Origin of the sequence: Sulfurospirillum arsenophilum NBRC 109478 (assembly GCF_000813345.1) — a bacterium.
GTDB classification, from domain to species: Bacteria; Campylobacterota; Campylobacteria; order Campylobacterales; family Sulfurospirillaceae; genus Sulfurospirillum; species Sulfurospirillum arsenophilum.
The window spans coordinates 478,224-497,283 of the sequence record NZ_BBQF01000001.1 but is presented as its reverse complement, the minus strand read 5'-3'; the positions used below and the strand labels follow the sequence as shown (position 1 = coordinate 497,283).

Genomic DNA, 19,060 nt, shown 5'->3' with positions numbered 1-19,060 from the left:
TATAATACTCGCTTCAATTTAAAAGACCTCACGTAAGAGCCGTTTCTTAGAAGTCTAGTATTATATTTTACTCAAAAGTGCCTAAAATGAAAATAGTAAAAACTATCACTGAATTATCCCAAGCAAGAAGAGAGCTTCAAGGATCCGTTGGATTCGTGCCAACCATGGGAGCCTTACACAATGGACACCTCTCATTGATGCAAAAATCCATCGCTGAAAATGAGCATACCATCGTCTCCGTTTTTGTCAATCCTACGCAATTTTTAGAAGGGGAAGATTTTAGTAAATACCCACAGCGAATTCAAGCTGATATTAAAATTTGTGAGCTTGCAGGCGTGGCGATTTTATTTATGCCTGCCTCTGATACTATGTACTCAAATATGGAACCAACCATCCTTGCACCCAGTGCTAAAGCCTACATTTTAGAAGGTCTTGCCCGCCCAGGTCATTTTGATGGCGTTTTACGTGTGGTTTTGAAGCTTTTTAATCTTACCAAACCAACGAGAGCCTATTTTGGTAAAAAAGATGCGCAACAACTCTATCTTTTACAGAACATGGTCAAAAGCTTCTTTTTGGATTTGGAAATTGTCCCTTGTGAAATTGTGCGAGAAGATGATGGTCTAGCGCTTTCCAGTCGCAATGTCTATCTAAATATCGAAGAGCGCAAAGAAGCACTTCTGCTCTGTGAGTCTTTGAAAGTTGCTACACATGCACTCATCGCTGGAGAGCGCGATATTGCAACAATTAAAGCTGAAATGTTACATACCATGTCACCTTTACATGTAGAATACGTGGAGATTTTAAATCGTGATTTTGATACAATATCTACCATTGAAATAGGCAACTCTATCATTTTAGTCTGCGCCAAAGTTGGCACTACTCGCCTCATTGATAATTTATGGATTTAAGGAATACATTGAAAAAACTACATTTAGTCTCACTGGGCTGTAACAAGAATCTTGTTGATAGCGAAGTGATGTTAGGAAAACTCCAAGCCTATGAAATGTGTGATGACCCAAGTCAGGCTGACGTGCTGATCGTCAATACCTGTGGCTTCATCGGACCTGCAAAAGAGGAAAGTCTCAACACCATCTTCTCACTCCACGAAGCACGCAAAAAAGGCTCTGTGCTCGTTATGGCAGGCTGTCTTACAGAGCGATACAAAGAAGATCTTACCAAAGAGCTTAAAGAGGTTGACCTTTTTACAGGTGTGGGTGATTATGATAAGATCGATGAGATCATTGCACTTCGTCAAAATCGTTTTAGCCCAGCAACATACTTACTAAACGAAGAAGAGCGTGTCATTACAGGCTCCAATGCTCATGCGTATGTCAAGCTTTCCGAAGGATGCAACCAAGCGTGTAGTTTTTGTGCCATCCCTGGATTTAAAGGCAAACTGCATTCACGCACGCTTGAATCGCTCATTAAAGAGGTTAAAGCACTGGTTTCCAAAGGCTTTTATGACTTTAGCTTTATCTCACAAGATAGCAGCTCATTCCTTCGTGATGTGGGTGAAAAAGAGGGTCTTATCAAACTCATTGATGCCGTTGAGCAAATCGAAGGTGTTAAAAGTGCGCGTATTTTGTATCTTTACCCAACGACAACATCCAACGCTCTCATTGAGCGTATTATCACCTCTCCTCTGTTTCATAACTACTTCGACATGCCGATCCAACACATCAGCGATTCGATGCTTAAGCGCATGAAGCGTGGCGCTGGGAAAGAGCGTATTATTGAGCAGTTAGAACTTATGAAAAAAGCGCCTAATAGCTTTATTCGCACCAGTTTTATCGTGGGGCACCCAGGGGAGAGTGAAGCAGAGTTTAAAGAACTTTTGGACTTTGCCAAATCGTTTGATTTTGACCGTGTCAACATCTTTGCCTACTCGGATGAAGAAGATACATCAGCATATGCGATGGAAGAGAAAATCGACACCAAAACCATCAATAAACGCATTAAACAACTGGATAAACTCGTCCAAGCCAAAACGAAAAAAAGTTTTGAAAAAGAGGTTGGCAAAGAAGTTATCATTTTAGTGGAAGGCGAAAGCAGCGAGCATGAGTATTTTATGGGCGCACGTGAGCTTTTATGGGCACCAAGCATTGATGGTGAAGTCTTAGTCAATGACTCGGATGTTGCAAACATTGAAGTAGGCAAATGCTACCATGCTACCATCACCGAATGTGCTGGAGATCAACTCATTGCAACCATTACTTCAGTTGCATGAAGCAACGCTAGAGTCTTTACGTCACACAAAAAACCTATTGGCATTTTCAGGCGGTGGAGACTCTACCGCCCTCTTCTTTTTACTCAAAGAACATAACATCCCTTTTGATATTGCCCATGTGAACTACCAAACCAGAGAGCAAAGTAACGCCGAAGAGAGCTATGCTAAAGAGCTTGCACAAACGCATCAAAAACAGCTTTTCACCTTTACATGTAAACTTGATGAATCTAATTTTGAGCATCAAGCACGAGGAGCACGATACACTTTTTTTGAGAAAATCATCCAAGAGCAGGGTTACGATACACTGCTGAGCGCACATCATCTCAATGACCAACTCGAATGGTTTTTAATGCAACTGACTCGAGGTGCGGGACTGGTAGAAATGTTAGGCATGCAAGAGGTAGAAGAGAGAGAATCTTATACCATTGTCCGACCACTTTTACATGTAAGCAAAAAAACACTTCTTGCGTATCTACAAGAACATAACATTCACTACTTTAACGATGAAAGCAATGACTCCTTAAAACACCTGCGCAATCAGTTTAGACATACTTATGCTACGCCACTGATTGAAGCCTATGAGGATGGAATTGCAAAAAGCTTTGCTTACCTAAAAGAAGATCGTAAACGCCTTTTACCCCATGAAGTAATGCGCATCAAAGACCTTTTTGTGTTGCCTAAAGATAGTGATGATCTTATCAACATTCGCCATATTGATAAAATAGCCAAGCAACTTGGGGTTCTTTTATCCAAAGCACAAAGAGATGAGATTTTAAAAACCAAAGAGTGTGTTATCAGTGGGAAAATTGCTATCTGTTTTGAAGAAGAGAAGATTTTTATAGCACCTTACCAGACGGAGGATATGGATAAGAAGTTTAAAGAGCTGTGCCGAAAAGAACGTATTCCTTCAAAAATACGTCCTTATTTATATACTGCGGGAGTTGATCCTAGCGCGTTGCGTTAAGATCATAGACTTTTATTTTAAATGTAGAGGTAATACTCTCTTTGCTCGATTCCAAATGAATAGGAAAATCCGCTTGAACAATGCTGTCATAACGGTTAAGACCTTCTAAGAAATTATAGAAATTAGTCGGTGTTTTTAGCATCGAGGTAACGTTAAGTTCATACTCTACAAACTCTTTTTTATACTCCGACTTCGTTACTTCTGTAAGAGAAACTTGAGCAAAAAACTTGCCTGCATAACGCATAAATTCTTCTTGCGTAAAAGGGTGTTTAAATGCAGAAATGATATGCACGTTCTCTGCTTTTAATTTTGAAAGCTCCGTTTCACGCTCATAAAAAAGATTTTCTACTCTGGTTTTATGCACTAAAACACGCTTGTATTCGGCTTGTAAAATGCGGTGTTCTTTGACATTGGGAATAATCAATACGAAAACAAACGTAAATGTGACAACAATGAAGACCATTAAAAAAATGAGTAACTTCATAATATCGATTTTTTCTAAACTTCGATCAAAATTATTCACGCATGCCATCCTCGCCAATAATTTTGTTGATACTCACAAAATTATACCAACCCTCTTTTGTGAGGTAAAAAGTTGTATTGCTGGTATGAAAAATTGATTTCAAAGGTGCTGCTAACAAGAAATTAAAGGTATCTTGTGTGGGAGAAGTACCATAAATCACCAAAGAGTTTCGCTCCATTTGGACTTTTTTGAGCGTGATTTGATCGGGTACTAAATCAAAAAGATTTTTCATACTCTCTTTAAGCAGTGTGTTATTGGAAAAAATCTCTTCAGAAATGGCTTTTTGACGTAAAATAAGACCAATTGTTTCATCATCTTCATCAATTTTTATTTCTAATCTTTCACGCTCTTTGGTCAGATCAACCACACCATGTTTAAAGGAACTCATCTCAATCACAATGTAGAAATTAAAAATAATCATAAAGAGTGACATCAAGCCAATAAATACCACCCACATTTTACTAAAGAGGGATAAGAATGGTTTTGGTCGAGGAGCAATAAAACTTAGTTTCATTTAAAAACCTCTTTGATTGCAATGTCACACATACGATCACTCACGTCCACTTTGTGAATTTCTACATCCATCATAAGATCGTCTTCAAGCTGATGAATCAAATCGGAACTGATCTCGTAACCATCAAAGATAATAATTTCATCAATAAATTCACTTTTATACAATGGATTGTGATAGTACTCTTCAAGGGCAGTTTTAAGGTACTTATAGACCAAAAGATCCCGTCCGTAAAGCTCTAAGCTAATATCTTCTTCTTTAATGCCTTCCATTCCTCTAAACGAACCTATTGCTTTCTCGTCAATATCAGAGAAAGAGTCGGTGGAGCGTAAATCATCAATATCTTCGAGATCACTCAGCTCTCCTAGCTCGCTGAGTTCCTCAATGCCTTCATTTTCGCGCTCACGATCATCTTCTTCGGTAGCCATAGCAGGGATCTCTTCCGAATCAAGGATACCCTCTTCTTCATGCTCATTTTCCCAATCATTGGCATCATTATTGTGCGTAAATGACGTATCGCTTTGTGTTTTGAAAAAGGCACCAAAATGTAGCTGTTTCTCTTCAAAAATAGCCAAAACAAAGAAATCCTGACAGTTAAGAAGGTAGCATGTTGGTTTGTTTTTAAGCTTTTGAGAAACAATAAAATCACTTAAAATAATAAAAGGAGAATAGATAAAATCCAATCCCACTTCTGAGAAAAGATTTTTAGCCCATTTGATTTCAATGTAGGAGGCATACGCTGACCATTGATTGTAAAGTGTCACATTATGGACATTTTGGATATCAACATTGTGTTTACTAAAGCTTGAATTACCACTACCTTCAATAGCCCCTTGACCTAAAGAGTTCAGTAAAAAAGCAATATAGACAAACTGATACTCATCTTGTAAGTTCATCAAATAATTTTCAACGGCTGTATCGAGTGATTCTAATGGAGAAGTAAGTGTAAATGTTTTGGTAAAAGTTTTTGCAATTGCACCATTTTTAAGTACTTTGCAGCGCAGAATACAGTCTGTTTCACTTAACACAACAGCAACAAAAAGATTCTGAAATTTTTTCTGAAGAACAGTTCTTATGCCCATGTTACTGACTCTTTGTTCACATCACTACTCTTGTGTTTATTTGAATTTGTACTATATATTAGACTAATCTTGCTTAAGTTTTGTAAAATATTAAGCAAAAGCAGTACCATTTGGATTAACTGCATCAAACCGAGTGCTCTAACAGACGCTTTTGAATTAACGCTTTGGCATCTTCAAGTGTTAATTCATGGACGTAAAAAGGATCTGCAAAATAAAATTCTATCGTGCAAAAAGGTTTTGGAATGCAAAACTGATCCCAACTCTTCATCTTCCAAGATGATGTCGGGCGACAACTCATCGCAATAATAGGTACTTTTTTCATCATAGCAAGTGCTGCTGCACCATCAGCCACGGTGTGTCTTGGGCCTCTTGGTCCATCCGGTGTCATAGCAACATCACGACCTTTTTGAAGTGACTTTAATGCTTGTCGTAAAACAGAAGCGCCGCCTTTAGAAGAGCTGCCACGAATGGTTCCGCCCCCAAAAAGTTGCATCAACCGTGCTACTAATTCACCATCAAAATGATTACTAACAATGGTGTCAGCTTCTGTACGATTTGTATAATATTTATAAGCTGCCGCAGCCATCAATATCTCTCCATGCCAAAGCACATAGATACTAGGGGTTGCCGAGCCATTGTTTTGAAGATAAAACTTCTTTTTACATGTAAAAAATAAAAGCTTGATTAATGCGTAAACAAGGGGTGGAACAATCCACACCAAAAGTTTACGTTTAAGCTCTTTAGAGAACAATTTCGCCATAAAGGGAGAGTCGTTTAGGATTGGTGATTTTAATGTTTATGGTTTGCCCCAATAAACTTTCATCACCTTTAATCTGAACCAGTGCATTATTGTCACTTCGTCCTGCCAAAAAGCCACTGTTTCGGAGCTCATCGATATAAACAGGGTATATTTTATCCCGTTTACTCTCTGCAATTTCATCTAAAATTTCATCTTGAAGAAGCTGTAATCGCTCAAGTCTAGCTGATCCAACTTCAGAATCAATTTGATTGGTAAATTCAGCCGCTTTCGTAAGAGGTCGCGGAGAATATTTAAACGCAAAAATCTGCTCAAATTTTACTTGCCGTATCACATCAAGAGTATCTTCAAAATCCGCTTCGCTCTCGCCTGGAAATGCTACGATAACATCGGTACTGATCGAGACATCAGGAATCATTGCACGAAGCTTTAAAGCTCTGTTTAAAAACCATTCTTTGCTATAACCTCGTTTCATCTGCTCTAAAATATGCGTTGAACCACTTTGCAGTGGCATGTGCATCGACTTACAGACTTTTGGATTATTGGCAAACGTCTCTAAAAATTTATCATCCATGTGAAGAGGATGAGGAGAGGTAAAACGAATACGCTCGACTTCTGGGATTTCACTGATAAGATTAAGCAGGTCTGAAAAATCCATAGAATGTTCTACATTGCCGCTAAAACGTCTGCCATAGTTATTGACATTTTGTCCGAGTAAAAAGATCTCTTTTGCTCCATTTTGAGCAGCCTTACGTGCTTCATTAACAATAAGCTCCGCAGGAATAGAAATCTCATCACCTCTGGTTTGGGGAACAATGCAGTAAGTACATTTTTTATCACACCCAATGGAGATGTTAACGTACGCTTTGTAAAGACTGTTACGGTACTCGCCAAAAGCATAGGTACTCTCATCATAGTCGGTGTCAACACTGAGAAATCTTTCCGTATTGACGGCTGTAGAGATTTTAGAGACATTGCGCGCACCTATGACAAAACTGACATAAGGAGCACGTCTAAAGATCTCTTTACCCAAATGGCTTGCGGTACAACCACATACACCGATCTTCGCACCCTCTTTTTTTTGAAGGTTATACTTGCCGATCTCTGAAAAAAGTTTACTGACAGGTTTTTCACGTACACTACAGGTATTGACCAAGATCAGGTCTGCTTCTTGTAGATTACTCGTTAAAACATAATTTTCTTTATCCCCAAGTTCAGCGATAATATGCTCAGAATCCCGCACATTCATAGCACACCCAAGGGTCTCTATATAAAGTTTTTTTTCCTCTGAAATACCCAAAATCAAGCCTTAGAGAATATGTACTTCGTACATATAATCGCCCTCACCCAAACCATAACGGATGTCGCGTAAATAGACGCTAAAACCTTGTGCTTCAAAGTGCTCAACAAGTGCTACAAGATCTTTATGAGAGTTCTCTTTATCAAAATAAAAAATCTTTTGTCCCTCTTTTTCGATAATCTCAGTCACTTTGTCCAATGTAATTGTCTTTGGTTTTCCATTAATTTCATTTCTTGCTAATTTGATTTCCATCGTAAACCTCTTTTCTATCGAGAAAATTATCGTGTGTGTCCAATACGCACAAAGATATATCGCGAAGTATACTTTGTTTTCGATAAATTCCTCATTAAAAGCAAATCATCGCCTACACATAAAGAAAAATAAAAGAAGATTTTAGCTATAATCCTTATTCTTCAACCGCAATCGTTTAAATTTCCATTTTGATTTTTCATCATTGCGAATATCACACATGACATAAAAAATATGCATCTTTTTAAGGAAACTTATGGAAAAAATTGTAGACATTATAGAATCTATTGCCCATGAAAAAGGGTTAGACATTAACGAAGTTAAAAATACCGTCACTTTGGCACTGGTCAAGACTGCAAAGCGAATTTATGGCGCAGAATACGAATACGGTGCAGAAATTGACCCTGCAACGAAAACACTTAAACTCTATCAAAAAGTTATTGTTGTCACGCCAGATGATGAAAGACTCTTAGACGGTAATGAAAATTTTATAGCTATAAAAGATGCAAAAGAAGTGGATCCAGACATCGAAATTGGTGATGAACTTACCTATGAACTACCACTCGACAATTTAGGTAGAACCGCTGCTGCGACTCTTCAAAAAGAGCTTGAGTACCACATTCAGCGATTACTAGAAAATAATATTTTTGAAAAATACCAAAAGCTCGTAGGCAAAACTGTTTTTGGAACCGTCGCTCGTGTTGATAACGATGAAAACACCTATATTGAGATCGATGAGATTAGAGCGGTATTGCCACGTAAAAACCGTATTAAAGGTGAAAAATTTAAAGTCGGCAATGTTGTTAAGAGTGTTATTCGTAAAGTACTTATCGATAAATCTCAAGGAATGTATGTAGAGCTTTCTCGTACCAGCCCTAAATTCTTAGAATCTTTATTAGAACTCGAAGTTCCTGAAATCAAAGATGAACTGATCAAAATCATCGGAAGTGCCAGAATTCCAGGAGAGAGAGCGAAGATTGCATTAACATCACTTCACCCAAATATTGACGCTGTAGGTGCGACTGTTGGAACCAAAGGTGTGAGAATAAATGCTGTAAGTAGAGAGTTACATAACGAAAATATCGACTGTATTGAGTATTCAAATGTTCCTGAAATTTTTATCGCACGTGCCCTTAGCCCTGCGATTATTTCCAATGTTAAAATTCAAAATGGCAAAGCCATTGTCACGCTTCCAAGTGACCAAAAATCAAAAGCAATTGGAAAAAATGGTATCAACATTCGTCTTACTTCAATGCTAACAGGATTTGAAATTGAGCTTGTTGAATCAGGAAGTTCTACTCCAAATGAAACCTCAGGTGACGATCAAGCGGAACGCGATCCAAACGCACTTAAAAATCTTTTTGGTGGACTATAATCATCTTTACATGTAAAGCCTAAGTGCTTTACATGTAAAACCTTCTTTCTTCTTTATTCTGTCTTTTCTTTCACGTATTCAGCCCCATGGTTGATCTTCTCTTTCGTCCATTCAGCACCATCTTTTGCATCTTTTTTAATGCCGCCCCATGTCGCGCAACCACTCATCAATACTACTGCTACTAAAGCTAAAAGAATATTTTTCATTTGTGTCCTTTTAAAATTATTTATCCTCTGCGTTTAAAATGAGGATTGAGTTTTGTCAATACCAAATCGGCAATCATATTACCCAGTAAAGTTAAAAATGAAGAGATAATCAGTATTCCCATGATAACAGGATAATCCCTGCTCAATGCGCTCTGATAAAAAAGTAATCCCATACCATTAATGGCAAAAATAGACTCTAAAATCACACTGCCACCAATAAGCCCTGGAAGCGAAAGCCCTAGAATCGTCACAATCGGTGGTGAGAGATTAGGCAAAATAAAACGCATTAAAAGTGCTCTTCCTTCAATACCTCTACTCTTGGCAAAAAAGATATAGTCGCTCTTCAAAATATTCAGCGTTAAGCTTCGTACATACAAAATCAAACTACCAAGCCCGCCAAATACCATCACAAAGATGGGTAAGGCTAAATGCCATGCCATATCCACCATGTAGGCAATACCATTTCCACTAATGCCTTGTGAGTGCAAGCCTGAAATAGGGAACACTTTCCACTGCACTGAGAAAAGAATGACCAACAACAAAGAGAGGTAAAACGAAGGCATCGCATAGCTAATAAGTGCAACCTGTTTAATGCTTTTATCGTAAAAACTTGTTTGCTTCATGGCAGATTTTATGCCCCAGTAAAGCGCTAGAACAAAGACTAAAATCATACTAATGATATTCATCAACAATGTGATAGGAAGGCGCTCTAAAATCTCGTCTCGTACCGCTTTCCCACTGGCAAAAGATATCCCAAAATCAAGTTGAAGCATCGCTTTAAACCATGCAAAAAACTGCACCGATAAAGATTGATCGAGTCCGTAAACGCGTTTGAGTTGCTCTAAGGCTTCGGGAGTAATATTGGGGTTGAGTTCGCCACTGGCAAAGAAAGAGTTTGGAGCCAAATGAATGGCTCCAAACGATATAAGTGAAATAATGCAGAGCATCAGTACTACATATCCAAATTTTTGCAGTACTAATTTCATGCTTTTTCCTTATTTTTGCATATCCCACGCAAGTACAGTATGACCTTCAGCGTCTGTTTCGTCCATACCCATACCCATGATGCTATAACCTGCATCGACGTAATGAATCTCACCTGTTACGCCACTTGAGAGGTCACTTAAAAGATACATACCGCTATTGCCTACTTCATCTGTCGTTACATTTTTGCGAAGTGGTGCATTAATTTCATTCCAGTTAAGGATCATTCTAAAATCCCCTATGCCACTTGCCGCAAGTGTTTTAATAGGACCCGCACTGATTGCATTAACACGAATTCCACGACGTCCAAGATCAACGGCAAGGTAACGTACAGAGGCTTCCAATGCTGCTTTTGCAACACCCATAACATTGTAGTGAGGAACATAACGAGGTCCGCCTAAATAGGTCAGAGTCAAAATAGAACCATTATCGTTCATAACGGGTAAACATGCACGTGAGAGTGAAACCAATGAATACGCAGATGTTCCAAGTGCTATATCAAATGCCTCTTTGGTCGTATCAACAAATTTACCACTTAATGCCTCTTTTGGAGCATAAGCAACAGAATGAACGACGAAATCGATCTTTCCAAAGTCTTTTTCCAATGAAGCTGTTAACGCTTCCAAATGGGCTGGATTATTAATGTCAAGTTCATACACTTTGTCACAACCAAACTCTTCAGCGATAGGACGAACCCTTTTCTCTAACTGCTCGTTAAGATACGTAAATGCTAATTCTGCACCTTGTTCTTTACACGCTTTAGCAATTCCATATGCAATTGATTTATTATTGGCAATCCCTACGATAAGACCTTTTTTGCCTTTCATGACCATACTCAAACTCCTTATTTTTTTACAGTATCCGCGATGCGAATCATCTCGCAAAACGCTTTTTCATTCCAACTTGCGGTTCCCACCAAAACACCATCACATGCGTTTACATGTAAAATCGTTTCAATGTTATCGACCTTCACACTTCCACCGTACAACAAAGGTGCTCCGAGTTTCTCACGAAGCCTTGTTAATACCTCTTCAATGTCTTCTAAACTCGCCGTTAAACCTGTACCAATCGCCCAAACAGGCTCATACGCGATGATGAGTTTAGTGTAGCTAATATCAATACCTTCAAATTGTTCCCAAAGATAACTCATAACTGCATCAATGCCCTGCACTCGAATCTCAGCAGGTTCTCCAATACAGTAGATAATCTCTGCATCTCTGGCTTTAGCAAAATCGTATTTGCTAGCAATAAAGCTTTGAGATTCTTTGAGAATATGACGTCTCTCACTGTGCCCAATGAGCACCGTCTCAATGCTAAATTCCTCAAGCTGTTCAAAGCCGATCTCACCTGTGTAAGAACCATTTTGCACAGGATAAAAGTTTTGAGCACCTACTTTAAGCGTTGCTACCTCATCAAAGCGGTCTAATGCCGTAAAGGGTGCAAAAATACGTACCTGCTGTTCACTTTTTGTTTTTGAAACAAAGGCTTGAATCTCTTTGATAAATGCCTTCGCAGCACCTCTAGTGTAGTTGGTTTTAAAATTTGAAGCAATGATCATGCTTACTCAGTCTCACTTTGGCTCAGTACTTTAACGCCTGGAAGCTCTTTGCCTTCGATAAGCTCTAAGCTCGCTCCACCACCAGTAGAGATAAAGGTCATCTCATCAGCATCACCTGCACGAGCGACGACATCAGCTGTATCGCCACCACCCACAACGGTTGTTGCATGTGCTTCCGCAATCAAGTGAGACATTTTAAAGCTACCTTTTGAGAATTTTTCAAGCTCAAATACACCCATTGGTCCATTCCAAAGAATCGTCTGCGCATCCGCCAATGCTTCTCTAAACAAACGTGACGTTGCAGGTCCAATGTCAAGACCCATCCAACCTTTTGGAATCTCTTGAACCGTAACAAACTTAATCGTTGCATCTTGAGAACATGTTTGTGCAGCAACAACATCCACAGGTAAGTAGAGTTTAACGCCCAAGCGTTTTGCCTCTTCCATCACGCGATTTGCTTCATCAAGGAGTTCATCTTCAACCAAAGAATTACCGATGTCCAGCCCTTGTGCTTTGAGGAAGGTAAATGCCATACCGCCGCCAATAACCAATTTATCGACACGTGGAAGAAGATTAACAAGTGCTTGGAGTTTTCCACTGACTTTACTACCACCCACAACGGCAACAAATGGACGTGTTGGACGACGAAGAAGGTTTTTAGAAAACTCAACCTCTTTTTGAAGCAAAAATCCAGCAGCTGAACTTTTTTCATTGAAATAGTGTGTAATAGCCTCAACCGAAGCATGTGCACGATGACACACACCAAACGCATCGTTGATATAAACCTCAGCCATGTCCGCGAGTGCTTTTGCAAACTCTTCATCATTGGTGGTTTCACCTTTGTTGAAACGTAGATTTTCTAAAAGTAAAACCTCTCCCGCTTGCAGAGCTGCTGCTTTTTCAGTGGCATCTTTACCAATCACATCCGTAGCCAAAACAACCTCTTTATCCAGAAGACGTTTGAGTCTCATCTGAACCGGTGCAAGTGAGTATTTTTCATCAACAACACCTTTTGGACGACCCAAATGGCTTGCTAAAATAACAGAACAACCATGATCTAAACAATATCGAATCGTAGGGATCGCTGAGCGTACACGTCTATCATCAGTGATATTTGCGAACTCATCTAAAGGCACATTGAAATCACAACGAATAAAAACTTTCTTACCTGCAATATCCAAATCTCTAATGGAGCGAATCATTCCCTATCCTTTTTATTTACTTACATGTAAAGCCATGTCGACCAAACGAGATGAGTAACCCCACTCATTGTCATACCATGCCATTACTTTAATCATGTCGCCACCAATAACTTGTGTGAGATCTAGCGCAACAATTGAACTCCACGTACTCGTCATAAAATCTTGTGAAACTCTTTGGTCAACATCCACTTCCAAGATACCTTTTAAAACCCCATTCGCATTTTGAGCAAAAAGAGCATTGACTTCTTCTTTTGTCGTTGCTTTTTTAACAACAACATTAAGGTCAACCATCGAAACGTTAGGTGTTGGAACACGTATACTTTGTCCGTGTAGGCGTCCTTTAAGGTGTGGAAGCACTAAACCAATGGCTTTGGCAGCACCTGTGGTTGTTGGGATCATATTGATCGCAGCAGCACGGGCACGGCGTAAATCTTTACTGTGTTTAACATCTAAAATATTTTGATCATTGGTATAAGAGTGAACCGTTGTCATCAAACCTTTGTCAATGCCAAAGGCATCGTCCAAAATTTTCGCTACGGGGCCTAAACAGTTGGTGGTACAACTTGCATTGGAAACAATGGCTTGTCCTGCATAAGTGTGCTCATTAACACCTATAACGAAAGTAGGTGTATCGTCTTTTGCTGGAGCAGAGAGAACAACTTTTTTGATACCATTGTCAATAAAAACCTGTGTATCTTTTTGCGTTAAAAGAGCACCTGTACATTCAAGCACAACATCAACACCATAGTCAGCAAAATTTAATGCTTTAGGATCACGGGTTGAAAACATTTTAACTTTTGCTTTTCCTATCTGCATATAATCATTTTCTAATAACTCAACTGTTCCAGAGAAAACACCATGTACACTATCGTATTTGAGTAATTGTTTTGTCATAGAACGATCTGCCGTATCGTTGACACAAACCAACTCAACATCGTCTCGTGAATCAATAATTCTTGCAACGCATCTTCCAATGCGGCCAAATCCATTTATAGCAATTTTGAGTGCCATAGGTATTCCTTTTGATATAATAGTCGTTTTAGTCCATTTGCTTTTATTGAAAAGCGAATTATTTTAGCAAAAATGATGTATAAAAAAGTTTAAAAAGTCCATGGAGTCCTAAAGTTGAATATAGCTATTTTTGGAGGGTCCTTCGATCCTCCGCACACTGGGCACGAACTCATTGTCAAAAAAGCCCTTGAAACTCTCGATATTGACAAGCTTTTAGTCGTAACGACATACCTTAGCCCTTTTAAAGAGAGCTTCTGTGCTCCTGCTCCCATGCGCCAAGCGTGGCTTTCAAAGATGTTCCAAGGTATGGAAAAAGTAGAAATTTTTTCATATGAATGCGATCAAAAAAGGCAAGTTCCCACCATCGAAACTGTTTTACATGTAAAGAGCCTCTATCCTGAAGCAAAACTCTTTTTGATCGTTGGAAGCGACAGTTTTACTGCACTCCCCAAATGGAACCGTCACGAAGAACTTTGCTCACTTGTAGAATTTGTTGTAGCGCCTCGTGGAGAATTTACACCGCCCAAAGACTTGAAAATTTTACCAATTAATGTTAATATCAGTTCTTCAAAGCTCCGCTCATTTTTGGATAGAAGATTTATCCCAAAAGCCATAGAAAATGAAGTGATAGCGTTTTATACAAGGAATCCAATGGATAATAGAATAGAGAGAATCGTAACTGCTTTAAGTGACAAAAAAGCAGAAGATATACAAGTATTTGATATGACAGGTAAAGATTATTTTGTCAACACAGTTGTTATTGCAACAACAATGGGTGAGAGACACGGACTTTCACTTTTAGATCATCTTAAAACCGAACTAAAAGGTGCTGGAGAGAATTTTCTCAATGTTGACGCTGATGATAACTGGACTGTTATTGATATGGGAGATGTTTTAATTCACCTTATGACACCTGTTTATCGTGTAAAATACAACTTGGAACTTTTCCTCAAAGAGAGAGAAGATGAGATGAAAAGAGTACGTGGCGTAGAATAAACGTATCAATGTTCCTTCCTAGTTTTGCTAGGAAGGCATGACTTCATTAAATCTTAGCGTCTGGTTTAGGTGTTTTTTCACTGCTCTCTGGAAGCTCAGGATAAACAACCACAGGCTTTCTGCCTTTTAATGCTTTCAAAAATGCCTCAATCTTCGTACTTTCAGCATCACTGATACTAATACCTAACTGTGTACTTCCCATCTCTTTGATCGCATCTTTAAGCGTCCAAATCGCACCATTGTGAAAATACGGAGCAGTCTCACTGATATTTCGAAGCGTTGGCGTTTTAACCATACCGTTTTTATCACCTACAAAATCACCGACTTGAGCAAATTTGTATTTACCGGCTACTTGGAATGGTTGCATCGTACCACCTAAAGCAATACCATTATGACAGCTAGCACACCCTTTATCTATAAAGACTTCAAGCCCTTCTTTTTCAGCTTTAGAAAGCGCATTGTCATTGCCATTGATAAAATCATCAAAACGAGATGGTGTCACCAATGTTTTTTCAAAAATCGCAATCGTAGAAGTAATCTTCTCAAAACTGATTTTTACATGATCTCCGTATGCCCCTTTGAAAAATTCAACATACTCAGGAATAGAGTTAATGCGCTCTTCAACTAATTTTGGAGGAGCTGCCATCTCTGGTCCTGCTTGAACTGGACCTTGTGCTTGGTCTGCTAAGTGCGGGCTTCTTCCATCCCAAAATTGTGCTTTAAAAAAGGCAGAGTTGTACACCGTTGGAGAATTGAGATGGTGCGGATTTGCAGTCCAGCCATGACCAATAGCGGCACTAACGCCATCCGTTCCACCCGTGGCGAGATTATGACAGGTATTGCAACTAATAATTGAGCTTTTAGACATACGCGGATCAAAATAGAGTTTTTTGCCCAGCTCTACTTTAGCAACCGTAATTGGATCCTTAGGATCATCAATTAACTTTAAAATTTCCAGTTGGCTTGCAGGAATTGACTCAATCCCATTTTGCTTGACTTTGTCAACCAAACTATTTGCCCCAAATAACATGGTTACACTCAACGCACAAAGACTTAATGCCTTAGAAATTTGCATTTCCACTCCTTTTTAAGATGTGGAAAAATTATATGAATATTTATCTTAAATAGTAATTAATCTTATTTAGAATTATATATCATTATTTTTGGACAATAAATAGGATAGTTAATATCTTATTAAGTTCAGCTCCTATAAAATTTTATATCATAATAACAAGGAAACGTATTCAATGGATCGATTTAAAGATGTTTTAAAAGCAAGCAACCTCAAATCAACACACCAAAGGCTTGTTATTTTAGATTCAATCGATCAGTTTGGACATGTCGACATTGACACACTTTACGACACCATTTTTCAAAAATATTCTACTATGTCAAAAGCAACACTTTACCGCAATATCAATGACCTTATCTCTTTTCATATTTTAGAAGAGGTCAAGCTTCCACAGCAAAAACAACAATATGAAATCAAGAAAGTGCCTCACATTCATCTTTTATGCTCAGAGTGTGGCAGTGTCGAAGATATGTTTGTAGAGACAAAACCACTTTTAGAGACGATATCTTCTCAAAGTGGCTTTCATATTAACAACAGCTTCATTGTTATGAATGGAACCTGTCAAGCCTGTCAGACTAAGAAATAACATTTCTTACATGTAAAGCATTTTAAAACCAGTTTTGTAGCTCTATTGTTGATTCAAGTCTATCTTCAATATCATCATCTAGTTGGTGTATAAAATCAAATCCACTACGATATTCCACGTCATCTATACTTACCACATACTTTTCAAGGCGCTCATTGGATTTAGCATTTTGCGGAATGATCAAAGAAAGTGTTTTGATCTCTCCATTACCTTTGATCCCGATATATATTTTATAAAAAGCATCTGGAATTTCTACCCAATAAGAATTTTTTAGTCGTACTGTTTTGGCATCAAACAATGGCCCTGTGTAAACCCAAAGCTCTTTAAATTTTGGTGCGAAGGTCTCTAGTTCTATCGCTTCTAAGTGTTGCCATAGTTTTTGATTTAAAGAAGGTTTTTGGGGAGTAATGTTCGTCATCAAAAAAGTCTCTTGCTGAGCTTCCTTGCCATATAAAAGCGCAATCGCATGATTAGGTGCCATGTGACCTCTATCATACCCACTATTGGTATAATCGCTTGATGTGATTAACCCAAAATTGCGCCAATCACTACTAAAACTATCAGGACGTTTGAGGTGATGCGCATTTTCATCTGAAGTTGTTAACTTATAAACAACCCACAAGGGATTGCCTTTTAGATCAGAATAACCTACCATGTAAGCGTGATTTCGGAAAATTCTTGTAGAGGTCTGCATCGAACTCTCTCTAGCGGTAGGAATACCTGCAAAGGACATAGTATCACGCGCGATGAAGCATTCATAAGAGTAAGATAGCCCTCCTAGAAGAAGAGCTACCAAAAATAATTTGGGATTTTTAAATAAAAGTGTGAGCAAGGAAACGCTAAAATGCAATTTTTTCACAATCACACTCTACATTTTATCTTTTGCGTTAATACCTATGAGTTTAAGTCCTACACGGAGTGAAAGTCCCACAACTGCAAACAGCTTAAGAAGTTTTTCTTCATCACTGCTTCCAACAACGCGATTTTCATTGTAAAATTTATGCAAACTCGCAGCAAGATTTTTAAGGTACTCTGTCACTTTTTGTACTTGTCTTGAGTGAAAAGCATCTTCCAAAACTTCTGGCAACAATAGCGCACTAAAGAGAAGATTTTGAGCCTCTTCGCTAAGATTTTCCAGCTTCACGTTTTGTACATCACTAATACTTTTTTCCGCTTTTGCAAAAATTTGATTGATCCGTGCATGCGCATAGTTAATGTAAAAAATAGGGTTGTTACTATCTTCTTGTTTAAAGACATCGATATCAAATTCAAGATGTGTGTCTGATTTTTTACTGAGAAAAACAAAACGTAAGGCATCGCTTCCTACTTCACTCACAACATCACTCATCAAAATAAAATTGCCTGCGCGTTTGCTCATTTTATAAGGCTCACCACCTTTTAAAAGTGAAACCATTTGCGCTAAAATAACTTCAAGTTTTTGCTCATCATACCCTAAGAAATTAATGGCTGCTTTCACACGAGAAATGTATCCGTGGTGATCAGCACCCCAAATATTGATATATTTATCATAACCTCGTTGAAACTTATTATCGTGATAGATGATATCGCCTGCAAGATAGGTAGGTCTACCATCTTCTCGTACAACCACACGATCTTTTTCATCGCCAAGTTCTGTAGAGCGAATCCAAATTTTTCCACCATCTGTATACGTTTTATCGTGCTTTTGAAGTTTTACAAAGCTCTCGTCCCATTTGTCATAAAGTGATTTTTCACTGACAAATTGTTCAAATTCAATGCCAACGTCAGCAAGGTTAGACTTGATAAGCTCTAACATCTTATCTTTGCCCCACACAGAGAGCGTTTTGATGTTAGCTTCATCTTCGAAAATAGCATTACCAAGCTCTTCTTTTGCAACGTGAGCTAAATCAACAATGTATTCGCCTCGATAAAACTCTTCTGGCCACTCTACCGTTAAGCCAAGCACATGTTCACGTCCTGCAAGGTACAAAGAAAGGCCTAAAAGGTCAACTTGATTACCTGCATCATTCACATAGTATTCTGTAGTAATTTTATAGCCCAAATGCTTTCCAAGACGAGCTAAAGCATCACCTATAACGGCACCTCTGGCATGACCAATGTGTAAAGGACCTGTTGGATTGGCACTCACGTATTCGAGTAATATAGACTCCGTTTGCTCATCTTTTCCAAAAAGAGCCTCATTTTGAATCGCCCACGTAGCATACTGATCCAAAAAACTCTCGCTGAGCTTAAAGTTAATATACCCTTTGATAGGTGTGACTTCTTGAAAAATATCGCCAGTATCAAACTGTGTGACAATCTCTTCAGCAATGGCAATAGGAGATTTTTTTAACTCCTTTGCAAGAGAAAAGGCGATAGGGGTTGCATAATGACCAAAAGAGAGGTTGGTAGGTTTTTCTAAAACAAACTCTCTTTGTAATTTTTCTTTAATAGCATGAATAACCGATTTTTTCAATA

General features: G+C 38.5%; 21 protein-coding genes. 6 read left to right on the top strand and 15 right to left on the bottom strand.

The window, feature by feature from the left end; translation table 11 throughout:
- Positions 1-86: 86 nt before the first annotated feature.
- Genes panC through tilS form a run of 3 tightly spaced genes read left to right on the top strand, consistent with a single transcriptional unit; the run spans position 87 to position 3,191 of the window.
- On the top strand, positions 87-908 hold the full coding sequence (panC, locus tag SAR02S_RS02520) for a pantoate--beta-alanine ligase (protein WP_041956590.1): 822 nt from the start codon (positions 87-89) through the stop codon (positions 906-908).
- Between the two features lie 8 nt (positions 909-916).
- Positions 917-2,227: a 30S ribosomal protein S12 methylthiotransferase RimO gene (gene rimO, locus SAR02S_RS02515; RefSeq protein WP_041956588.1), complete on the top strand. Its 1,311-nt coding sequence runs from the start codon at positions 917-919 to the stop codon at positions 2,225-2,227.
- Complete coding sequence (gene tilS, locus SAR02S_RS02510; RefSeq protein WP_084218432.1) at positions 2,166-3,191, top strand: tRNA lysidine(34) synthetase TilS; 1,026 nt, start codon at positions 2,166-2,168, stop codon at positions 3,189-3,191. Before rimO ends, tilS begins: the two co-directional genes overlap by 62 nt.
- Here the strand turns inward: tilS and SAR02S_RS02505 are convergent.
- The 6 genes from SAR02S_RS02505 to SAR02S_RS02480 all read right to left on the bottom strand — a co-directional run bounded on the left by SAR02S_RS02505 (position 3,175) and on the right by SAR02S_RS02480 (position 7,616).
- Positions 3,175-3,714, bottom strand: coding sequence for a hypothetical protein (locus tag SAR02S_RS02505; protein WP_041956584.1), 540 nt, complete (start codon positions 3,712-3,714; stop codon positions 3,175-3,177). The genes tilS and SAR02S_RS02505 overlap by 17 nt on opposite strands.
- Positions 3,707-4,228: a hypothetical protein gene (locus SAR02S_RS02500; protein WP_041956582.1), complete on the bottom strand. Its 522-nt coding sequence runs from the start codon at positions 4,226-4,228 to the stop codon at positions 3,707-3,709. The genes SAR02S_RS02505 and SAR02S_RS02500 overlap by 8 nt, the downstream gene beginning before the upstream one ends.
- Complete coding sequence (locus tag SAR02S_RS02495; protein WP_041956580.1) at positions 4,225-5,307, bottom strand: DUF8341 domain-containing protein; 1,083 nt, start codon at positions 5,305-5,307, stop codon at positions 4,225-4,227. Before SAR02S_RS02495 ends, SAR02S_RS02500 begins: the two co-directional genes overlap by 4 nt.
- A gap of 124 nt (positions 5,308-5,431) precedes the next feature.
- Entirely contained in the window at positions 5,432-6,067 is a 636-nt protein-coding gene (locus SAR02S_RS02490) for a lysophospholipid acyltransferase family protein (RefSeq protein ID WP_041956578.1), read from the bottom strand.
- Positions 6,048-7,358 carry a tRNA (N6-isopentenyl adenosine(37)-C2)-methylthiotransferase MiaB gene (gene miaB, locus SAR02S_RS02485; RefSeq protein ID WP_084218444.1) on the bottom strand — a complete coding sequence of 437 codons (1,311 nt, stop codon included), beginning with the start codon at positions 7,356-7,358 and terminating at the stop codon, positions 6,048-6,050. The genes SAR02S_RS02490 and miaB overlap by 20 nt, the downstream gene beginning before the upstream one ends.
- A gap of 15 nt (positions 7,359-7,373) precedes the next feature.
- Complete coding sequence (locus SAR02S_RS02480) at positions 7,374-7,616, bottom strand: HP0268 family nuclease (protein WP_041956576.1); 243 nt, start codon at positions 7,614-7,616, stop codon at positions 7,374-7,376.
- Between the two features lie 253 nt (positions 7,617-7,869).
- Here SAR02S_RS02480 and nusA point away from each other — a divergent pair, with 253 nt between their 5' ends.
- Positions 7,870-8,988 carry a transcription termination factor NusA gene (gene nusA, locus SAR02S_RS02475; protein ID WP_041956574.1) on the top strand — a complete coding sequence of 373 codons (1,119 nt, stop codon included), beginning with the start codon at positions 7,870-7,872 and terminating at the stop codon, positions 8,986-8,988.
- Positions 8,989-9,041: 53 nt separating this feature from the next.
- Here the strand turns inward: nusA and SAR02S_RS13470 are convergent, their stop codons facing one another.
- The 6 genes from SAR02S_RS13470 to gap are packed head-to-tail and all read right to left on the bottom strand — an operon-like array spanning position 9,042 to position 13,949.
- Positions 9,042-9,194 carry a hypothetical protein gene (locus SAR02S_RS13470; protein WP_198133061.1) on the bottom strand — a complete coding sequence of 51 codons (153 nt, stop codon included), beginning with the start codon at positions 9,192-9,194 and terminating at the stop codon, positions 9,042-9,044.
- A 20-nt stretch (positions 9,195-9,214) separates the two neighbouring features.
- Positions 9,215-10,180 carry an ABC transporter permease gene (locus SAR02S_RS02470; RefSeq protein WP_041956573.1) on the bottom strand — a complete coding sequence of 322 codons (966 nt, stop codon included), beginning with the start codon at positions 10,178-10,180 and terminating at the stop codon, positions 9,215-9,217.
- 9 nt (positions 10,181-10,189) lie between these two features.
- Positions 10,190-11,011 (bottom strand): enoyl-ACP reductase FabI, encoded by an 822-nt coding sequence (gene fabI / locus SAR02S_RS02465; protein ID WP_041956571.1) that lies wholly within the window; start codon positions 11,009-11,011, stop codon positions 10,190-10,192.
- Positions 11,012-11,022: 11 nt separating this feature from the next.
- The gene (locus SAR02S_RS02460) at positions 11,023-11,736 is read right to left on the bottom strand and encodes a triose-phosphate isomerase (protein ID WP_041956569.1); all 714 of its coding nucleotides are present in this window, start codon (positions 11,734-11,736) and stop codon (positions 11,023-11,025) included.
- 2 nt (positions 11,737-11,738) lie between these two features.
- Positions 11,739-12,938, bottom strand: a complete 1,200-nt coding sequence (locus SAR02S_RS02455) for a phosphoglycerate kinase (RefSeq protein ID WP_041956567.1) — start codon at positions 12,936-12,938, stop codon at positions 11,739-11,741.
- Between the two features lie 12 nt (positions 12,939-12,950).
- The gene (gene gap, locus SAR02S_RS02450) at positions 12,951-13,949 is read right to left on the bottom strand and encodes a type I glyceraldehyde-3-phosphate dehydrogenase (protein WP_041956565.1); all 999 of its coding nucleotides are present in this window, start codon (positions 13,947-13,949) and stop codon (positions 12,951-12,953) included.
- 114 nt (positions 13,950-14,063) lie between these two features.
- On the opposite strand from gap, the gene nadD reads away from it, so the two are divergent.
- Positions 14,064-14,945 carry a nicotinate (nicotinamide) nucleotide adenylyltransferase gene (nadD, locus tag SAR02S_RS02445; protein WP_041956563.1) on the top strand — a complete coding sequence of 294 codons (882 nt, stop codon included), beginning with the start codon at positions 14,064-14,066 and terminating at the stop codon, positions 14,943-14,945.
- Between the two features lie 46 nt (positions 14,946-14,991).
- On the opposite strand, the gene SAR02S_RS02440 is transcribed toward nadD, so the two are convergent.
- Positions 14,992-16,020: a cytochrome-c peroxidase gene (locus tag SAR02S_RS02440; protein ID WP_041956561.1), complete on the bottom strand. Its 1,029-nt coding sequence runs from the start codon at positions 16,018-16,020 to the stop codon at positions 14,992-14,994.
- A gap of 172 nt (positions 16,021-16,192) precedes the next feature.
- Between SAR02S_RS02440 and SAR02S_RS02435 the strand changes: the two genes are divergently transcribed.
- On the top strand, positions 16,193-16,603 hold the full coding sequence (locus tag SAR02S_RS02435; protein WP_041956559.1) for a Fur family transcriptional regulator: 411 nt from the start codon (positions 16,193-16,195) through the stop codon (positions 16,601-16,603).
- Between the two features lie 22 nt (positions 16,604-16,625).
- Here the strand turns inward: SAR02S_RS02435 and SAR02S_RS02430 are convergent, their stop codons facing one another.
- Together SAR02S_RS02430 and argS are read right to left on the bottom strand one after the other, a co-directional pair.
- Positions 16,626-17,462 (bottom strand): DNA/RNA non-specific endonuclease, encoded by an 837-nt coding sequence (locus tag SAR02S_RS02430; protein ID WP_041957259.1) that lies wholly within the window; start codon positions 17,460-17,462, stop codon positions 16,626-16,628.
- 9 nt (positions 17,463-17,471) lie between these two features.
- Positions 17,472-19,058: an arginine--tRNA ligase gene (gene argS, locus SAR02S_RS02425; protein WP_041956558.1), complete on the bottom strand. Its 1,587-nt coding sequence runs from the start codon at positions 19,056-19,058 to the stop codon at positions 17,472-17,474.
- Positions 19,059-19,060 lie beyond the last annotated feature (2 nt).

What these genes read in the sequence shown, in the direction of transcription:
- SAR02S_RS02460 (WP_041956569.1), bottom strand. Translation starts at nt 11,736, where the DNA reads ATGATCATTGCTTCAAATTTTAAAACCAACTACACTAGAGGTGCTGCG.
- panC (WP_041956590.1), top strand. Translation starts at nt 87, where the DNA reads ATGAAAATAGTAAAAACTATCACTGAATTATCCCAAGCAAGAAGAGAG.
- SAR02S_RS02440 (WP_041956561.1), bottom strand. Translation starts at nt 16,020, where the DNA reads ATGCAAATTTCTAAGGCATTAAGTCTTTGTGCGTTGAGTGTAACCATG.
- SAR02S_RS02495 (WP_041956580.1), bottom strand. Translation starts at nt 5,307, where the DNA reads ATGGGCATAAGAACTGTTCTTCAGAAAAAATTTCAGAATCTTTTTGTT.
- gap (WP_041956565.1), bottom strand. Translation starts at nt 13,949, where the DNA reads ATGGCACTCAAAATTGCTATAAATGGATTTGGCCGCATTGGAAGATGC.
- tilS (WP_084218432.1), top strand. Translation starts at nt 2,166, where the DNA reads ATGCTACCATCACCGAATGTGCTGGAGATCAACTCATTGCAACCATTA.
- nusA (WP_041956574.1), top strand. Translation starts at nt 7,870, where the DNA reads ATGGAAAAAATTGTAGACATTATAGAATCTATTGCCCATGAAAAAGGG.
- SAR02S_RS02470 (WP_041956573.1), bottom strand. Translation starts at nt 10,180, where the DNA reads ATGAAATTAGTACTGCAAAAATTTGGATATGTAGTACTGATGCTCTGC.
- SAR02S_RS02490 (WP_041956578.1), bottom strand. Translation starts at nt 6,067, where the DNA reads ATGGCGAAATTGTTCTCTAAAGAGCTTAAACGTAAACTTTTGGTGTGG.
- fabI (WP_041956571.1), bottom strand. Translation starts at nt 11,011, where the DNA reads ATGGTCATGAAAGGCAAAAAAGGTCTTATCGTAGGGATTGCCAATAAT.
- SAR02S_RS02500 (WP_041956582.1), bottom strand. Translation starts at nt 4,228, where the DNA reads ATGAAACTAAGTTTTATTGCTCCTCGACCAAAACCATTCTTATCCCTC.
- SAR02S_RS02435 (WP_041956559.1), top strand. Translation starts at nt 16,193, where the DNA reads ATGGATCGATTTAAAGATGTTTTAAAAGCAAGCAACCTCAAATCAACA.
- SAR02S_RS02480 (WP_041956576.1), bottom strand. Translation starts at nt 7,616, where the DNA reads ATGGAAATCAAATTAGCAAGAAATGAAATTAATGGAAAACCAAAGACA.
- SAR02S_RS02455 (WP_041956567.1), bottom strand. Translation starts at nt 12,938, where the DNA reads ATGATTCGCTCCATTAGAGATTTGGATATTGCAGGTAAGAAAGTTTTT.
- SAR02S_RS13470 (WP_198133061.1), bottom strand. Translation starts at nt 9,194, where the DNA reads ATGAAAAATATTCTTTTAGCTTTAGTAGCAGTAGTATTGATGAGTGGT.